The sequence below is a fragment of the Halomonas sp. AOP25-F1-15 genome, from assembly GCF_052378675.1.
GTDB lineage: Bacteria > Pseudomonadota > Gammaproteobacteria > Pseudomonadales > Halomonadaceae > Vreelandella > Vreelandella casei.
The window spans coordinates 204433-222611 of sequence record NZ_JBQSXV010000001.1 but is presented as its reverse complement, the minus strand read 5'-3'; the positions used below and the strand labels follow the sequence as shown (position 1 = coordinate 222611).

The window sequence follows — 18179 nt, the reverse complement described above, 5'->3', positions numbered from 1 at the left end:
GCTGCGTAACAATGCGTGATGCTAGCATCATACGCTCATTTTTCTGGAATTTTCGCTCTTAGCACATGGATAACGCGCGGTAATGACCTCAATACGCTCCTTCTCGTCGTCTCACTCCTCTTATCAGCAAGGCCGTATTCGTCTGGGTGCAGTAGTTGCGTTATTGATTCTTATCGGCACGTGCATGCTCGCCTGGTGGATTATGACTCAGCCACCCCGCATTGAGCGTACTGCACCACCAGAACCACTGCCCAGCATGGTAGACGTGATGAGCATTTCTGCGAGCACCCAGGCGCCCCATCTATATGGATTTGGCCGCGTCGAGGCAGAGCAAGAAACTATGCTGGCCAGCCGTGTGGCGGGCCAGCTTGAGCGCTTTGCACCAGGCGTTGTGCCGGGACAAGTCGTCGAGCAGCAGGCGCCGGTCGCCTATATTGACCAGGCCGATCTCGCGCTTACTCTTGAGGATGCGCAGGCGCAGCTAGCCAATGCCCAAGCCCTGCTGGCACTAGAGCAGGCAGAGCAGCAGCGCGCACGCAGCGAATACGAGTCTTTTGGCCGCCAGCTTTCTGCCGAGCGCCGTGCGCTGGTTCTGCGAGAACCGCAGTTGCGCCAAGCCCAGGCCCAAGTGACCCAGGCGCGAGTGGCCCGAGATCAGGCAGCGCTTAACGTTGAACGCGCCACCCTGGTGGCTCCATGGCGCGCCATGGTACAAGCGCGCTTAGTGGGTGCTGGCAGCCTGCTTAGCCAGGGAACGGAAGTAGTGCACTTAGTGGGCGTTGAGCAATTTTGGGTACGCGCCTCCCTGCCCAGCGAGTGGACCGAGTGGTTGGAAATGGGCAGCCAGATTACCTTAACCAGCCGCGGCTGGTCTGAAGACGCGACGCGTGAAGGCACGCTGGTATCGATGTTACCCAGCCTGGAAGAAAACGGTTTACAGGCACAGCTGTTAATCGCCGTTAGCGACCCGCTCGCACTAGAAAGCGATGGCCCTGCCCTGCGCCTGGGTGATGTTCTGCGTGTTTCATTCCAACCAACCATTCAGCACCAGCTCATTTCAGTACCCTCTGCCGCGCTGCGCCCAGGCGACATCGTTTGGCAGGTAGATGAGGAGAATCGCCTGCGCCGTACGCCGGTGACCCTGGCTTATCGCGGAGAAGATGATGCCTTGATCCGCAGCGGCCTGACCGCAGGTCAGCGGGTCGTTACCGCAGGCTTAACCCAGCCCCGCGAAGGCCAGCTCGTGCGCATCCGACGCCCCAGCGATACACCGGCTCAAGAGGGAGACGGGTCATGAAGACACCGCGTGGCCCACTGGCATGGATGGTCGATCACGGGGTAGCACCTAACCTACTCATGGTGCTGTTTATTGTGGGCGGCTTAATGGCCTCGCTGGCGATTAAGAAAGAAGTCTTTCCTGAGTTTGATATTGAAGTGGTGCAAGTGTCTATCAGCTACCCGGGTGCGACGCCTGAAGACGTTGAACAGAGCCTGCTGCTGCCGATGGAAGCCGCGATTGCCAATGTAGAAGGCATTGATGAGCTGACCGCGACGGCCAGTGAAGGGCGCGCCAACGTCAGCGCCTCGCTGATTGATGGCGTTGACGTGATGCGCGCCTATCAGGATATCCAGCAGGCGGTAAATGCTATCACCACTTTGCCCAGTGCCGCCGATCCACCCCGCTTTACACTTGCGGGGCGCTCGCGAAGCGTACTGAGCCTGCAGGTATATGGCCAAGTAGGCCTAGAGGCGCTACACGACGCCGCTGAAGAAATACGCGGTGAGCTCCAGGCGACCGACGGCATATCTCGCGCAGAGCTATCGGGTAACCGCGAACGAGAGATTCAAGTTCATCTGGATGAAGAAGCTATCGAGCGCTATGGCTTGGATCATCAGCAGCTGGCTACTCGCATTGGCGAAGAGGCGCTTGACCTTGCCAGTGGTCAGCTGACGACGGCAGAAGGCGAATGGCTTATTCGCTATCAGGGCCGGCGTAACAGTGCCGAGGCCTTCGCCGAGCTACCCATTCTGACCAGCGCACAAGGATCGCCCATTATGCTGGGCGACATCGCGACAGTCAGCGACGGCTTCGCCGAGACCGACCGCGAAGAGTTTTATAACGGTCAACCCGGGCTCTCAGTGGATGTTTATCAAATTGGCGACCAAACCCCGACCAGCATCTCTGAAGCGGTCAACGGTGAGCTTGAGCGGTTACGCTCAGGCCTGCCAGAGGGCGTTAGCCTTGATATCTCCCGAGACAGTTCAGAGGTATATGAAGCCCGCCTTAGCCTGTTGTTGAAAAATGCCTGGATGGGGCTAGCGCTGGTATTAGTACTCATGGCGCTGTTTTTGGAAGCCCGTCTGGCATTCTGGGTCACGCTGGGCATCCCAACAGCGTTCCTAGGCGCAATGCTGTTTCTGCCCTGGATTGGCGTGTCGCTGAATATGATGTCGATGTTTGCCTTTATCATCGCCCTGGGCATTGTGGTGGATGACGCCATCATCGTCGGCGAGAATATCTATAGCTACCGTGAAGAAGGCTATTCACTGCGCGATGCAGCGGTTAAAGGGGCTAGCGAAATTGCCACGCCGCTGACGTTCGCCATTCTTTCTAATATCGTCGCGTTCCTGCCACTACTGTTTTTACCCGGCTTTCTGGGGCTTATTTTTGCGACGGTACCGGTCGTTGTGGTCACGGTATTTTTAATTTCCTGGCTGGAGGCACTGGTGATTCTTCCCGCCCACCTCGCACATAGTCGCAAGCCGCGCAATACGCCTGCGTGGCAGCGCCCATTAGAAGCACTTCGCCAACGCCTTCAAGGTGGTTTACACCATTTCACATACCATCAGTTTGAGCCATTCCTACAGCGTGCCCTTAACCAGCGTTTGCTCAGCATTGCGCTGGGCATTGCGGTGCTGTTGGTCGCCCTTTCCTGGGCAATGAGCGGGCGCTTGGGGTTTTCCCTCATGCCCCGCGTCGAATCAGACCAGGTGCAGGCGACGGTCACACTGCCGATTGGTAGCAATATCAGCATCAGTCGTGAACTCAGCCAACAGCTTCTTGACGCCGCAGAGCAGCTTAGCGAACGCGAAGAAACGCTCAGTTTTGGCAGCTCGCGCAGCCGCCTGGATGGTGAAAGCCTAGAGGTTCGCCTCGACATTGCCAGCGAAAGCCTGGAAGCATGGCCGCCATCGCGAATTGCCCGCGAGTGGCGCGACCTAACCGGCGATTTATTAGGCGCCCAATCAGTGCGCTTTGAAGCCGATGTAGGCGGCCCCGGCAGCGGTGCGGCACTGAGTCTGCGACTTTCACACCCCAATACACAGGTGCTTGAAGCCGCCGCTGAACGGTTAGCCGAAACGCTGAGCGGCTATGGGCTTACCGATATCGATAGCGGCCTGGGCGACGGTAAACCCCAGTTAGAAATACGCCTTTCATCAGAAGGACGCTCGCTGGGCCTAACCGGCAACAACTTAGCACAGGCGCTGCGCGGCCCCTTACAGGGCGCGACCGCTCTAGAGCAATACGTAGGGCGTAGCGAAATTAGCGTTGAGGTACGCTTGCCTAACAATAATCGCGACAGTTTGAACGCCCTCTACCGCATGCCGGTACGCACCCCTGACGGGCTGAGCGTGCCCCTGTCTCGCGTTGCGGATATCACCATTAGCCAAGCCTCCAGCAGTCTTGAGCGCATTAACGGGCGACGTATTATTACCGTCACTGCGGACTCTGAAAACGACCTTGCCATTAACCAGGTACTCGCCACGTTACAAGACGAGGTGTTCCCCACGCTGGAAGCGACCTGGCCGGGGCTAGAGGTCAGCATGGGCGGTCGCCAGCAGGACACCGCCGACAACTTAGCCACGTTAAAAACCTCCATGTGGTTAATGATTGCCGCGCTCTATGCGCTGCTGGCTATCCCGTTTAGAAGTTATTCGCAGCCGCTGCTGGTACTGGCAGCGATCCCCTTCGGTATCGTCGGCGCGGTGGCCGGTCATATGATCATGGGTTTTGGGCTTTCCATTATCAGCCTGCTGGGAATGCTCGCGCTTTCCGGCGTGGTCATCAACGATGCGCTGGTGCTGATCGACTACGCCAACCGCAAACGCCGCGAGGGAATGGCAGCCAGAGAAGCCATTGTGGCCGCAGCCACGCGTCGACTCCGCCCCATTATGATGACCACGCTGACGACATTTCTAGGGCTGGCACCGATGATTCTAGAGACGTCACGACAGGCGCGCTTCATGATTCCGATGGCGATTTCACTAGGCTTTGGCATGCTGTTTGCCACCGCTATTTTGCTAATTCTGGTGCCCTGCCTCTACTTAGGCATGGAAAATGTTCGAGAACGGCTGAGCGCGCCGCGTCAGCCTAGCCAAGCAGGAAGCACACAGTGATGGCGTTGCATGGGCCACTACGTCAATGGCGCCCTTCCCGGCTGGGGCTCAAACTATTTGCGATTATCCTGAGCGTCAATGTGGCCATCTCAGTAAGCATGTTTATGGCGGTTTCCTACAGCATTGACCGCGGCTTTTACGATTATCTCAACCAAGCGCAAGAGCGTCGGGCAACACTGCTGGCAGATGGCCTCATAACACGCTGGGAGACCCAAGAGAGCTGGGAGTGGTTGGAGCAATCCCCGGAACGCTGGGCATCTATTGTGCGGTTTGAACTGGGCCAAGAGCATCAAGACCGCCCCTCTCCACTAGGTGAAGCGCGGGATTTTGCGCTACGTGATGCTGAGGGCCGTTTTTTAGTGCCTGCCAATGGCAGCCAGGCAGGCTCAGGCAACTGGCATTGGCTGAACCTGCACAGCGCCGAGGAAACGATCGGTTCGCTGGGCTTTCGACCTCCTCGCGAGATGATGGAGCGTATGGAAAGCCGCTTCCTTGAGCGCCAACAGCGCAATCTTACCCTGATCGTAATATCGCTATGTGTGGCTTCTCTCCTGCTCGCGGGCGGCTTGTCCTGGTGGTTAGGGCGGCGTACACGGGCACTCGCGGGCGCCACGCTGCGACTGACAGAAGGTGACTATACGACTCGATTGCCTGAGCGTGGCCGCGACGAGCTGTCGCGTTTGGCGCGAGATTTCAACGTACTTGCCGCAACGCTCGAAGCTAGCCGCGATGCCCGAGCACGCTGGGTGTCCGACACGGCGCACGAGCTGCGCACGCCGTTGGCCGTTCTACGTGGGGAAATTGAAGCGATGCAAGATGGCATCCGCCCTCTCAACCAGGAGAACCTCAGCTCGCTTGCTCAAGAAGTTAGCCAGTTGGAACGCCTAGTCACTGACTTACGCCTGCTGTCACAAAGCGATGCAGGTGCGCTGGATATCCAACTTGCACCGATGGACCTTAGCGACTGTCTTGTCAGCCGCCTCGCCGACGCAGACCGCTGGTTAATGGACAGCGGCTTAACGCTGACGGAGCAGATCGCTCCTGGCATAATGGTACGTGGCGATGCCCAGCGCCTGCATCAGCTATGGAACAACTTGTTGGATAATAGCTGCGCCTACACCCAACCACCGGGAGAGCTGCGCGTTACGCTTACCGCGCAGCAGGGCTTTGCAGTCGTTACCTGGGAAGACAGCTCGCCCGGGGTGCCCGAGGGAGAACTGGCGCGCTTAACCGAGCGGCTGTACCGTGTAGAGGGTTCACGTAGCCGGTCCAGTGGCGGTAGCGGCTTAGGTCTGTCAATTGCCAGTGCGCTAATCAATGCGCACGGAGCAACGCTAGCGCCCTCAGTTTCTACGCTGGGCGGGCTGCGCTGGACGCTGCGCTTTCCTCTGCTGACATCTCATTAATAGGCTTTCACCCTCACTGCTAAGCGAGTTCCTTATGTCTCACGATGCGTCTCACGCGGCCTCTTTGCTGATTGTTGAGGATGAACCAAAAATTGCTCGCCTGATGGCGGATTACTTAACCACACATGGCTTTTCGGTCACGACGTTAGCCCACGGCGATGAGGTTATGCCGTGGCTAGCACAGCACTCCCCGGCACTTGTGCTGCTCGACATTATGCTGCCAGGCAAAGACGGCCTGACGCTTAGCCGTGAGATTCGCCAGCATTGGCCAACTATTGCGATCATTATGGTGACCGCCAAGGTAGAAGAGGTCGACCGCTTGTTAGGCTTAGAGTTAGGCGCTGACGACTATATCTGCAAGCCTTTTAGCCCCCGTGAAGTGGTCGCCCGTGTCAAAGCCGTGCTTCGCCGTAGCCAGGCAGCAGCAAACGCCCCTGCCGACGTTCAGCATGCACCGGTCGTATTAAATGAAGATGGCTGGCAAGCGCTCGCTTACGGCAAAGACCTAGGACTCACCGCGGTGGAATTTCAATTACTGCGCGTGATGATGCAGGCACCGGGACGTATTTTCAGCCGCGAGCAGTTAATGGATCACATGTACCGCGATAACCGCATCGTCTCAGAGCGCACCGTGGACAGCCACATCAAGAAGCTGCGTAAGAAAATCCACGAAGCGCTGCCAGAGCTAGAAATTATTCGTTCAGTCTATGGCGTCGGTTATAAGTATCAGCCAGAAGGTTAAGGGTTTACCTGACGATTAAGAAACTTAATGCCTGCATCAATCGCGCCGCCACGCAGTAAGAAGCTGGCAATGTGGCCTCTAAAGCTTTGCAGATAAAGCTCGCTCTCGACGTTGTTATCCTGCAGCGCTTGATAGAAGTCCTTGGCATGGTCTACCGGCACGAGGCGATCCCACTTGCCGTGGAATATAAAAAACGGCGGAGACTGCGGGGTAATATGGTAAATGGGCGACGCTAGGCGATATGCCTCGGTTTCTTCAGCTCGCGTGCCGCCGATAAAGTCGACCACTAAGGGCCCGTCATCGAATTTAAGCAGATCACTTGGCAACCCACCCGCCAACACCGCCGCTAGTCGGCTCTGCTCGCCGCCGTAAGGCTCGGCCAGCGGCCCTTCGACGCCAGCCAGTGCCAGCAGGCTCACCAAGTGCGCCCCCGATGAATATCCAACGCCTACGATGCGGTTAGTATCTATCTGCCACTCTTCAGCATTGGCATGGATCCACGCCATGGCCTGCTGCAAATCATGCAGCTGGGTAGGAAAGCGATACTCCGGCACAAAACGATGCTCAATATTAACCGCCACGTAGCCTTGCCCTGCCAACTGTTCGGCAATGCTCTGCATGTCTTCTGGCGTACGGTTTCGCCAGCCTCCACCGTGAACCAATAAGGCAGCAGGGCGTAGGGCGCTAGTCGACTCATCAGGCAAATAGACATCGGCCTTTAGCGCCTGCGGCCAATCATCAGGCGTGTAGGTCCGTGGCGCCAAGCGCGTAAAGGGCTGGGGTTCATGCAACGTACCACTCTTAACCGCGGACTCATTTTGGCCCACATACTGAGCGGCGCTACAGCCACTCAGCATCAAAGCAAGAGCACCCAATCCGGTTACTCGGCGCAAAGTGGTGAACGCGCAGCGCGGCTGCCACACGCGAGATAGCTCGATTCGCGACATTATGTTTCTCCTTAATGAATAGCGTCCCTGTCTACTATTGACGAACTACCCTTAGCTACGATCTGCAGCAAGCCAATAAGACCATGATTGTTGCACACTAACTGCAAGCAGTTTGCACTGCACCTAGCGATAATGACATCGTCAACTTACCAGGAGAGATGCTATGAACATTTCAGGTACTCAGAAAATGTCAATTCGCCAACTGTTTGCCCCGGCATTACTCGCTGCTGCGTTAGCATCGATCACATTAACGGCCCAAGCAGACAGCCACGGTGACCATGAGGCTTCCGGTGCTGATCGTCAGCGCATGGAAGAACGTATGGAAGAGCGTCGCCAAGAGGTGTATCAGCGCGCCGAAATCTCAGCTGATAAGCAGGCTGAGCTCAATGAAGCACACGCTGAACATCGCGAAGCAATACATGCGCTGCGTGAAGAGCATAAAGAGCGAGTCGCTGGCATTCTCACCGAAGAAGAGCAAGAAGCACTTCACAACGCCATGCGTGAAGCGCATGAAGAACATCGGGGCAAACGCGGCCACCACGATAATAGCGACGAACGTGCCGATAGCGAATAAACATTCGCCGCGTCGCTACTTTCTTGACAACGCCCGGTTTTCCGGGCGTTTTCACGTCTGCAAGTTACCCAATCCGCACTAACTCAAGCAGTTTCAGGCACTCGTAAACTTGAAGGGTAGCAGTTATTCACGTATTTTATTTGAACGTTCATTCAAAATAAAATCTTACCTCCACCTTTCAACCACAGGAGTACGCCTGCATGGCGAAAGACAACCCTATTCATCCCTCCCGAGACCGCCTCAATCCCGTCGTTTTTCACGGCAGTGTGGCTGGCATCCTGATCTTTCTGGTGCTTACCATGTTATTCACCGAGCAAGCTGGCGCCTTCTTTGATGCCGGACTCGCCTGGGTAAGCAAAACGTTTGGCTGGTATTACATGCTGGCCATAGTGGCCTATTTGGTATTTGTGGTGGCTATTGGTATGTCGCGCTTTGGCAGTATTCGCCTGGGGCCTGACCACTCACGACCAGAATTTTCACTACTCTCTTGGTCGGCCATGCTGTTTGCTGCAGGGATCGGCATTGACCTGCTGTTCTTCAGCGTTGCCGAGCCTGTCGCCCACTATTTGGCACCACCGGATTTAACCCCGGAAAGCCAAGCAGCGATGCGTAACGCCGTCGTTCAAACCTATCTGCACTGGGGGCTCTCCGGCTGGGGGCTGTACGTGTTGATGGGTATGGCGCTGGCCTACTTCAGCTACCGCCATCGCTTGCCGCTGGCGATCCGTAGTGCGCTCTATCCGATCCTAGGCAAACGTATCCACGGCCCGATTGGCAACGCGGTGGATATTACCGCAGTGATCTCCACCGTCTTCGGCATTGCTACGAGCCTCGGGATTGGGGTAATACAGCTTAACTACGGCCTCACCTACATGTTCGGGGTGCCGGAAAACCTCACCGTGCAGGTGATCTTGATTGTCTTGGTGGTCATATTAGCGACGATTTCCGTGGTTACAGGCGTTGAGAAAGGCATTCGCCGGCTGTCAGAGTTTAATATGTTACTGGCATTGGCGCTGTTGCTGTTTGTACTCTTCTCAGGGGACACGCTGATGTTGCTGGATAAAGTGGTCAACAACGCTGGCGATTATCTATCGGGCTTTGTAGGTGCCAGCTTTGACACTTACGCCTTCGCCGACGAGGGGGCTCAAGAGTGGAAAATGTGGTGGACGATTTTCTTCTGGGGCTGGTGGATTGCCTGGACCCCGTTCGTGGGCCTATTCCTGGCACGTATTTCCCGTGGTCGTACCATTCGTGAGTTCGTCGCCGGTGCACTGTTTATCCCCCTCGCCTTTATGATGGTTTGGATGTCGATATTCGGGAATAGCGGTATAGAACTGGTCGCTAATCAAGGCGTTGTCGAGCTAGGTGAGCAGGCGCTCAACACCCCCCAAACCACGATCTACACGCTGCTTGAGTACTTCCCTTATGTCGGCATTACCGCGGCAGTCGTCACCGTTCTGGGTATTGTGTTCTTTATTACCTCAGCGGATTCTGGAGCGCTGGTGCTGGCCAACTTCACGTCTATTCTGAGCGACGTGAACCACGATGCGCCGGTGAAGCTGCGTATTTTCTGGTCAGCCATGATCGGTTTAATCACCATTGCTCTGCTGATGGCCGGCGGCTTAAATGCACTGCAAAGCGCCGTGGTCATCACCGCTCTGCCCTTCTCGCTGGTTATTTTTGCGGTGATGGTGGGCATGTACAAAGCCTTGAAATTAGAAGGTAGCAAGGCAGATGCACGTCGCATGATTGCCGGTAGTGCGCCTGGCGGCGATTGGAAAGAACGCTTAGACCGTGCCCTTGACACCTCTAATCGCGCCGGTGCAGCCGCCACCATTGAACATGCAATTCGCCCAGCGATGACACAGTTTGCTCAGGAGCTTGAGCGCCGTGGCCAAACTGCCAACGTAAGTGAAGAAGCGATTGAGGGGGAAACGCTTCCCAACCTGATGTTGCAGGTCGACTTTGGCGACGCCACTAGCTTTGTCTACCAAGTATGCCCTCACCGCATGCGCACCCCTAGCTTTATCCAAGCGGATGATGACTTCTATGTTCGCCTGGACGTGTACCTAGCGGAAGGGGGGCAGGATAAAGACCTTAACGGCTATACCCGTGGACAAGTGATTGGCGATTTGGTAGCAGAGTATGAGCGTCACCTGCATTTCCTTACCCTGACGGGTAAGCAGATGGGCCACGTACAACCGATGCCCGGCACGATAGGCGAGCCGCCTGAAGACTCTCAGATGTAAGTCAGCCAAAACAAAAATCCCGACCACACATGGTCGGGATTTTTTGCACGCATACGCGCGTCGCTAGCGTCTAAGCGTTAGAAAAAGCCTAACGGGTTTATATCGTAGCTAATCAGCAGGTTTTTGGTTTGCTGATAGTGCTCAAGCGCCACCTTATGCGTTTCGCGGCCAACGCCAGATTTCTTGTAGCCACCGAAAGCCGCGTGAGCAGGATACTGATGGTAGCAGTTGGTCCATACGCGACCGGCTTGGATACCACGGCCCATACGAAAGGCAACGTTAATATCGCGGCTCCACACGCCCGCGCCCAGACCAAACTCGGTATCGTTGGCAATCGCTAACGCCTCTGCTTCATCTTTAAACGTGGTGACCGCCACCACCGGCCCAAAAATCTCTTCTTGGAAGACGCGCATCTGGTTATTGCCTTTCAACAACGTGGGCTGAATGTAGTAACCGCTGTTGATGCTGTCATCAAGAACTTCTTTCTCACCGCCGGTGAGGAACTCGGCGCCTTCATCGCGAGCAATATCCATGTACGACATGATCTTGTCGAACTGCTCTTGAGAAGCCTGCGCACCTACCTGTACATCGGTATCCAGCGGATTGCCGCGCTTAATAAGCTTGGTGCGTTCCAGCACCTTGGCCATGAACTCGTCGTACATACTCTCTTGGATAAGCGCACGTGACGGGCAGGTACACACTTCGCCTTGGTTGAAGAATGCCAGCACTAGCCCTTCTACCGCCTTATCAATAAACGTCGGTTCGGCATTCATGATATCGGCAAAATAAATATTCGGTGACTTGCCGCCCAGCTCTACGGTAGAGGGAATAATATTTTCTGCCGCGCATTTAAGAATATGTGAGCCAACGGGGGTAGAGCCGGTAAAGGCAATTTTAGCGATACGCTTACTGCTCGCCAGCGCCTGCCCTGCCTCTGCACCAAAGCCGTTAACAATGTTCAACACACCGGCGGGCAGCAGGTCGCCAATCAACTCCGCCACTTTCAAAATCGACGCAGGCGTTTGCTCCGCGGGCTTCAATACCACGCAGTTACCTGCGGCGAGTGCGGGCGCCAGTTTCCAAACAGCCATTAGAATTGGGAAGTTCCAGGGGATAATTTGCCCTACAACGCCTAGTGGCTCGTGGAAATGATAGGAAACAGTATTGGCATCAATGTCTGCTGCCGAGCCTTCCTGGGCGCGAATACAGCCTGCAAAGTAGCGAAAATGATCAACGGCCAGAGGAATATCGGCATTGAGCGTTTCCCGGACGGCCTTACCATTATCCCAAGTTTCGGCCACCGCCAGCATTTCAAGATTTTGCTCAATGCGATCGGCGATTTTCAGCAAAATGTTACTGCGCTCTTGGGCAGACGTTTTCCCCCATGCAGGCGCCGCTTTATGGGCCGCATCAAGCGCTTTATCAATATCTTCTGCAGTAGAGCGAGGAATTTCGCAAAACACCTTGCCGTTGACGGGGCTAATATTATCGAAGTACTGGCCTTTCACCGGGGCGACAAACTCACCGCCGATATAGTTGCCGTAGCGTTTTTCAAATGACACCACTGAACCAGTGTCACTAGGGTTGGCGTAGATCATTGAAAGGCTCCTGAGCATTATGATTATTCAAAACACGCTTACAGTGTTATTCAGTATGGCCCGTAGCGATATACAACAATGGCAGTACTAGCCCTCACTGTTACAGGCTCAGCCTGATAGGTGCTCACGACACCATTTCTCCATCGCTGCATGAGTGTGCGACGCCGTTAAGCGTAACGCGCTAAATATCTCATCTCGTTTGCTTTGCGTGAACGGATCCGTTGTCATTAATGTTTCCAGCTGCTGCGCCTGGTCGGCCAGCTTGTCGGCTCCCATACTCACAGATTCGCCGCGCAGCTGGTGCGCCAAACGTACGACCTGCTGTTGCTGCTCATTGCTGAGAGGGGCCTGCGCTAGGCAGGCCGTTAGCTGCTCGCAGTAATCACTTACTTGCTGGTGATAAAGCGTGATCAGCTGCGTCAAGCTCACATCGCCTAGGGTCGCTTTTAGCATGTTCAGCGTGTCGGTATTGAGTAATGACTGCGCGCCGAGCTGCGTTTGCAAGACCGGCAGCGCTGGCAGAGAAGCCGCGTCGGGCGTGGCAAAAAGCTGCGATGCCAGCAGGCTACTTAGCGCAGATAGCGACAGCGGTTTGGTAAGGTAATCGCTCATGCCCGCCGCAAGACAGCGTTGGCGGTCATCCTCCGCGCCACCCGCCGTCATAGCGACGATAGGCACACTGTCAAGCCAGCCACCCTGCTCGCGCATAAGCTGTGCGACCGTAAGGCCATCCATATCGGGCAGCTGGATATCCATAAAGATAAGATGCACCTGTTGAGACTGAGCCATGGCAAGTGCATCCTGGCCATTTTCAGCCCACACGACATCGCAACCTAAACGGGATAATAAACCAATCGCCACTTTGCGATTCACCGCGTTATCTTCGACTAGCAGCAACGTTATGCCAGTAAAGTCCTGTTGAGGTGCGCTGGGCAATGACACTGACACCGGATCCGCCTCCACCAAGGGCAGCTCACACCGAAAGATACTGCCTTGGCCAAGATGGCTCGACACGACTATTCGTCCTTGCATCGCCTCGCTTAGGCGTTTGCAAATCGCCAGGCCCAATCCGGTTCCACCAAAACGCCGAGTCACGGACTCATCGGCCTGCTGAAAAGGCTCAAAAAGGCGGGCCTGCTGATGTTCACTCAGCCCACATCCCGTGTCGCTAATTTCAAATACTAGCTGATCGAACTTAGTGGAGACTTGAACGCTGATCCCACCGTAGTCGGTGAATTTAATCGCATTGGCGATAAGATTAAGTAATATTTGCCTGAGCCGCCCTGCATCGACCATCACCCAAGCGGGTACCCGCGTGTCCACGTCAACGCTAAAGGTTAATTCCTTCATTTTTATCCGCGGCGTAAATAGTTCCACCACGCTGTCGACCAGTAAACGAATAGCCGTGGGCGATGTTTGAAGGGCTAAGTGCCCGGCCTCAATTTTCGAGAAATCGAGAATTTCATTGATCATTGATAGCAGCTGATTAGCGCTATCGTGGATCGTATAGGCGTAGTCTTCTACCTGTGCAGGACTTACAGATTCACGCAATAGCTCGCTCATACCAATGACACCGTTCAAAGGCGTGCGAATTTCATGGCTAACGATCGCTAAAAAATCCGATTTTGCTTGGTTCGCCGCCTGCGCCTGTTTAGCGGTCACTTCCAACTGTAGAGCAAGCTGTGCCTGCTCGCGCCTTATCGCTGCACTTTCGCGTGTTTCACGCACTAAAAAAGCGACCACCAAAAAGGCCGCTAAACTCATTGCGACGATCAACGTCATAAGAAGTCTGTAGAGCAGGCTGAGCTGTTCTCGCTCTGCCGTCGCCGACTCCGCTAAGTAGCCGTTAATAGCAATAACAAGACGCTCGGTACTTCGCGTCAGTGTCTGAAGTTTATCTCCCAATGCCGCCAGCGGGAGTGGCTGTGACACGCCTCGGTGGTCAGGCACCCCAAAAGCCCTGAACATCATATCCAGCCCATCTACCTGCGTTTGGATCTGGCTAAACAGCTCGCGTGCAGTCGTGATATTTTGTAATAACGCGCTGACGTCTCCCTCGTTGAGTAACGTAATTCGGCTATACAGCAGTTCAAAGCGAAGGGTAAGCGCATAGCGCTCCGCTGGCGTTAGCGGTTGATGATCCAATGTCAGTACATGATTGACCAGTTGAACCGCATCACGGTCCAGCTTATAAACAACCCAAGCAGTATCTTCGCGCAAACTTTGGGTAAGATTATCCTGTCGCCAGGCTGCCAGCGTGGCCACCACTAATGCACCGGCGAATAATAGTACGGCAATGATTGCTGCGAACTTAAGGCGCCGCGGGTAGCGCAGTAGGCTTGATACCTGCGTGGTTAAACCGCTAACGGACATTGATGTGCATAACCTGCCATACCGATCTAAAGCGCATTTTTTCGCTTAGCAGCGCATCATCCTGGTCAAAAGGATAAAGTATCCACAGCGGGCCGAGCTCGCGAACCGGAATAGCGGCGCCGTCTTTTGTTAATGCCAAAATAACCTCGTATTTCTCAAAATCACTGACTGGTATATCGGCTTCATAGCCATCCAGCGCTGCGACGTGCACCGTATCGGTATCGGCGTTTAAATGTGATAGAAGATCACGCATTAACGGTCCACGATAATGATTAACCTCGGCAGTCCATGGCGTATTCGTTGCAAACTCATACTGCGGTAGTGCCTCTAACGTAGCGAGATCAAGCTGCACTTCATGCCCCGCGTTCTCAAACGCAATATTGCCACTCACCGTCAGAAGCACGGGGGCATTCGACAAATTCAGCGGCTCTGACGCGCTAGCCCACCCCACAAGAGGTACGCCAAGCATCAGTATTGCCCAACCTATTAAAGATGCTTTCACCGCCGTCACCTCAATCTGATTACTGTGTAAATAAGCCGTCAGCGCGCAATGAGACATGAATTCAATACCGTTGTAACATCGCGTTATCTTGTGACAAAAAAACTCCGAGCTATTCGCCCGGAGTTTATAAGATGTACCACTTTATCTATGTCTTCAAGGTCAATGTCTTCAAGATCTATGTCTTCAAGATCTATGTCTTCAGATCTGTGCCTTCAAGGCGCGCAGTTCATCCGCACCTTTCTAGCGCACAATCATGACCGACACTTTGGCGTGATGGACAACATGTTCGGCGTTAGGGCCTAGCACATAGTCGACAAACTTTCGCTTGGTGTGAGATGCCATCACAATCAGATCAACGTTGAGTTTTTTACCCACCTTGATGATGGCCTCCCAGGGAGATCCATCTACGATGATGCTCTGCGTTTTAATACCTTCAGGAACATTGGCCTGAATGAAAGCATGCTGGGTTTCTGTCATGGCTTCATGCGCTTTTTTCGAAAAGTCTTTGGGGAAATAAGCGCCAACCATAGGCAGCTTAAATTCCGGCAACACCGTTATTACATGTAGCGATGCTCCAAAGGTTTCACACAACGTAATCGCTGTCGGCAATGCTTTCTTCCATGAAGCCTCTTCGTTGAGATCCACAGGCAGTAGAATTTTCTGATACATGATGACCTCCTTTAGACCGTTGCTGCTGGTTTACTATCAGGCTCGTCGGTTTGTTTTACTCGCCGACGGCGCTGAAGCAATACCACCAGGCCAAAGATAATGAGCGCCGGAATCCACAGCCACTCTTTGGTCCAACGATTCACGGGCGCCAGCACTTCAATGATCTCTTGATCAAAATCAAAGCCTAACTCAGCCGCCTGGCTGCCAAACTCAATGAAGTCGACCATGGCTTTATCGCCATCCGCGACGAGCTCCATGCCCAGTGCCTCCATACGTTCTTCACCCGAATCACCGCTAGGAACAGGAACCAGAACGTAGGTCGTCATTGGATCACCGTAATCATTGACGCCGGCGATTTGCACGCGCAGGTTACTGCCATCCTCGACGTTGCCTAGCGCTTCGGCAAACTGAGTTGGCGGAATTGACTCGTAAGGATTGTGAATTCTGTCCATCCAGAAACCTGGGCGGAACAGCGTAAAGGCCACTAGCAGCAGTAACAGCGATTCATACCAGCGGCTACGAACAAGCATGTAGCCTTGCGTACCCGCCGCAAATATCAACATGGCGCTGGTCGCGACAATAAACACCAAAATGCCTTGCATCACCGTGACATCGATCAGCAACAAATCGGTATTGAAGATGAACAGGAACGGCAGTGCCGCCGTGCGTAGGCTGTAGTAAAACGCCTGGAAACCGGTGCGCAAGGGGTCGCCTCCTGACACCGCGGCCGCAGCGAATGAGGCTAACCCCACCGGGGGCGTTACGTCCGCCATGATGCCGAAGTAGAACACGAATAGATGCACGGCAATCAGCGGTACAATCAGTCCATTCTGCTGACCCAACAATACAATCACCGGCGCCATGAGCGCGGAAACTACAATGTAGTTGGCCGTGGTCGGTAAGCCCATGCCCAAAATCAGGCTTAACAGCGCGGTAAGCAGCAAAATCATCATCAAGTTGCCGCCGGAAAGAATCTCCACGACGTCTGCTAGCACTAAGCCCACGCCGGTCTGAGACACGGCGCCTACCACAATACCGGCGGTAGCGGTGGCAATACCAATACCAATCATGTTGCGCGCACCGGCCACAAGACCGTCCCAAAGGTCTTTAAAGCCCTCTTTGACATCCGCCGCGAACTTGCTGTGGCCACGGAAAAAAGCGATCACGGGCCGCTGAGTGAGCATAATAAAGATCATAAACATGGTTGCCCAAAATGCTGACAGCCCTGGAGACATGCGCTCAACCATCAAACACCACACCAGTACGACAACCGGCAGGATGTAATGCAGCCCCACCATGACCGTCGGCCGCGTTTGTGGCAGCGTTAACACCGCAGTATTCGGGTCATCCATCTCAAGTTCTGGGTAGTTCGAACTAACTTTCAATAGCCCGACATAAATGACCGCCAAACCCACAGACACGACCCAGGGGGCCGCATCACCTAATACCGGCTTGAGCCAGCCAAGGCCGTAATAAACGACAAACGATAGCGCCATCAACAAAATCAGGCCGGTCATAAAGCCAAGAATCTTGTTCAGCAAAGGGCGTTTAGGATTGCTTGAAGGCAGCCCCTTCATATCCGCCTTTAAGGCTTCAAGGTGAACAATATAGATAAGGGCAATATAGGAAATGATCGCAGGCAAAAAGGCATGCTTAATAACTTCGACGTACGAAATGCCCACGTACTCGACCATCAAGAACGCAGCGGCGCCCATGACCGGCGGCATGATTTGGCCATTCACTGAGGAGGCAACTTCAACAGCGCCCGCTTTTTCTGCACTGAAGCCAACGCGCTTCATCATCGGGATCGTAAACGTACCCGTGGTTACTGTATTGGCAATCGACGATCCTGAGATCAAGCCAGTCAACCCTGACGCCACGACGGCGGCTTTGGCTGGCCCGCCTTTCAAATGGCCCAGCATGGAAAAAGCGACTTTAATGAAATAGTTACCCGCACCGGCTTTCTCAAGCAGTGCGCCAAACAGAACAAATAGGAAAACAAAACTGGTAGAAACGCCCAGCGCAATACCAAACACCCCCTGGGTGCCCAGCCACTGGTGATTAATCAAACCGCCCAAACTCACACCGCGGTGGGCCAAAATGCCCGGCATGTAAGGGCCAAACAGCGAGTAGGCAATAAACAATCCCGCCACGATCATTAACGGCGGCCCCAGCGCACGCCGGGTGGCTTCTAACAACATAATGATGCCAAGCACGCCAATCACGATATCTTGAGTGATAGGACGCCCAGGGCGCTGTGCTAAATCGGCATAAAAAATAAATAAGTACAAACCGCAAAAAGCAGCTACCGCTGCCAACGCCCAGTCTTGAAGCGGAATGCGGTCACGCGGTGAGCGCTTAAATGCGGGGTAAGCCATAAAGGCAAGAAACAGCGCGAACGCCAAATGAATCGAGCGTGATTCAGTGGCATTAAATATACCGACCCCCACCATATACGGCAGCGGTGAAGCTATCCAAAGTTGAAACAGCGACCATATCGCTGCAATGCTTACCAACAGTTTCCCCGGCACGCCTGCGGGCTTTCTTGCCCCCGAGTCGCTGGAAGCAACCATATCCTCTAGGTCACTTTCAGCGACCGCCGAAGGTTGTTTGTCATCACGCATACGCTTGCCCTGCCTATGGTCAGCGCTGACAATCAGCGCTTTCAACAAGAAGCGCGGACACCCAGGGTGCCCGCGCTTTACTACTCGAGGTGAATAC

At 54.5% G+C, this 18179-nt stretch carries 12 protein-coding genes; 6 read left to right on the top strand and 6 right to left on the bottom strand.

Features of this window, described 5'->3' with window-relative positions:
- The first annotated feature begins 82 nt into the window (after positions 1-82).
- From ACT3TF_RS00975 to ACT3TF_RS00960, 4 genes are read left to right on the top strand one after another with little or no spacing between them, the layout of a single operon-like run.
- On the top strand, positions 83-1297 hold the full coding sequence (locus ACT3TF_RS00975) for an efflux RND transporter periplasmic adaptor subunit (protein ID WP_096278367.1): 1215 nt from the start codon (positions 83-85) through the stop codon (positions 1295-1297).
- Positions 1294-4398, top strand: a complete 3105-nt coding sequence (locus ACT3TF_RS00970) for an efflux RND transporter permease subunit (protein WP_096278365.1) — start codon at positions 1294-1296, stop codon at positions 4396-4398. Before ACT3TF_RS00975 ends, ACT3TF_RS00970 begins: the two co-directional genes overlap by 4 nt.
- Entirely contained in the window at positions 4398-5804 is a 1407-nt protein-coding gene (locus tag ACT3TF_RS00965) for an ATP-binding protein (RefSeq protein WP_441685752.1), read from the top strand. Before ACT3TF_RS00970 ends, ACT3TF_RS00965 begins: the two co-directional genes overlap by 1 nt.
- Positions 5805-5838: 34 nt before the next feature.
- Positions 5839-6546, top strand: a complete 708-nt coding sequence (locus tag ACT3TF_RS00960; RefSeq protein ID WP_096278361.1) for a response regulator — start codon at positions 5839-5841, stop codon at positions 6544-6546.
- Here ACT3TF_RS00960 and ACT3TF_RS00955 read toward each other — a convergent pair.
- The gene (locus tag ACT3TF_RS00955) at positions 6543-7493 is read right to left on the bottom strand and encodes an alpha/beta fold hydrolase (protein ID WP_444671386.1); all 951 of its coding nucleotides are present in this window, start codon (positions 7491-7493) and stop codon (positions 6543-6545) included. The genes ACT3TF_RS00960 and ACT3TF_RS00955 overlap by 4 nt on opposite strands.
- Before the next feature lie 163 nt (positions 7494-7656).
- Between ACT3TF_RS00955 and ACT3TF_RS00950 the strand changes: the two genes are divergently transcribed.
- Together ACT3TF_RS00950 and betT are read left to right on the top strand one after the other, a co-directional pair.
- Complete coding sequence (locus tag ACT3TF_RS00950) at positions 7657-8067, top strand: hypothetical protein (protein ID WP_096278346.1); 411 nt, start codon at positions 7657-7659, stop codon at positions 8065-8067.
- Positions 8068-8267: 200 nt separating this feature from the next.
- Positions 8268-10316, top strand: coding sequence for a choline BCCT transporter BetT (gene betT, locus ACT3TF_RS00945; RefSeq protein WP_096278344.1), 2049 nt, complete (start codon positions 8268-8270; stop codon positions 10314-10316).
- 77 nt (positions 10317-10393) lie between these two features.
- Here betT and exaC read toward each other — a convergent pair whose 3' ends face one another.
- The 5 genes from exaC to ACT3TF_RS00920 all read right to left on the bottom strand — a co-directional run bounded on the left by exaC (position 10394) and on the right by ACT3TF_RS00920 (position 18082).
- A complete protein-coding gene (exaC, locus tag ACT3TF_RS00940; protein ID WP_096278342.1) occupies positions 10394-11914 on the bottom strand; it encodes an acetaldehyde dehydrogenase ExaC in 1521 nt (506 codons plus the stop codon).
- Between the two features lie 108 nt (positions 11915-12022).
- Positions 12023-14287, bottom strand: coding sequence for an ATP-binding protein (locus ACT3TF_RS00935; RefSeq protein WP_444671384.1), 2265 nt, complete (start codon positions 14285-14287; stop codon positions 12023-12025).
- On the bottom strand, positions 14277-14789 hold the full coding sequence (locus ACT3TF_RS00930) for a molybdopterin-dependent oxidoreductase (protein WP_441686484.1): 513 nt from the start codon (positions 14787-14789) through the stop codon (positions 14277-14279). Before ACT3TF_RS00930 ends, ACT3TF_RS00935 begins: the two co-directional genes overlap by 11 nt.
- A 240-nt stretch (positions 14790-15029) precedes the next feature.
- Positions 15030-15458, bottom strand: a complete 429-nt coding sequence (locus ACT3TF_RS00925) for a universal stress protein (protein WP_096278335.1) — start codon at positions 15456-15458, stop codon at positions 15030-15032.
- Positions 15459-15469: 11 nt separating this feature from the next.
- Complete coding sequence (locus ACT3TF_RS00920; protein WP_441686481.1) at positions 15470-18082, bottom strand: TRAP transporter permease; 2613 nt, start codon at positions 18080-18082, stop codon at positions 15470-15472.
- Between the last annotated feature and the right edge of the window lie 97 nt (positions 18083-18179).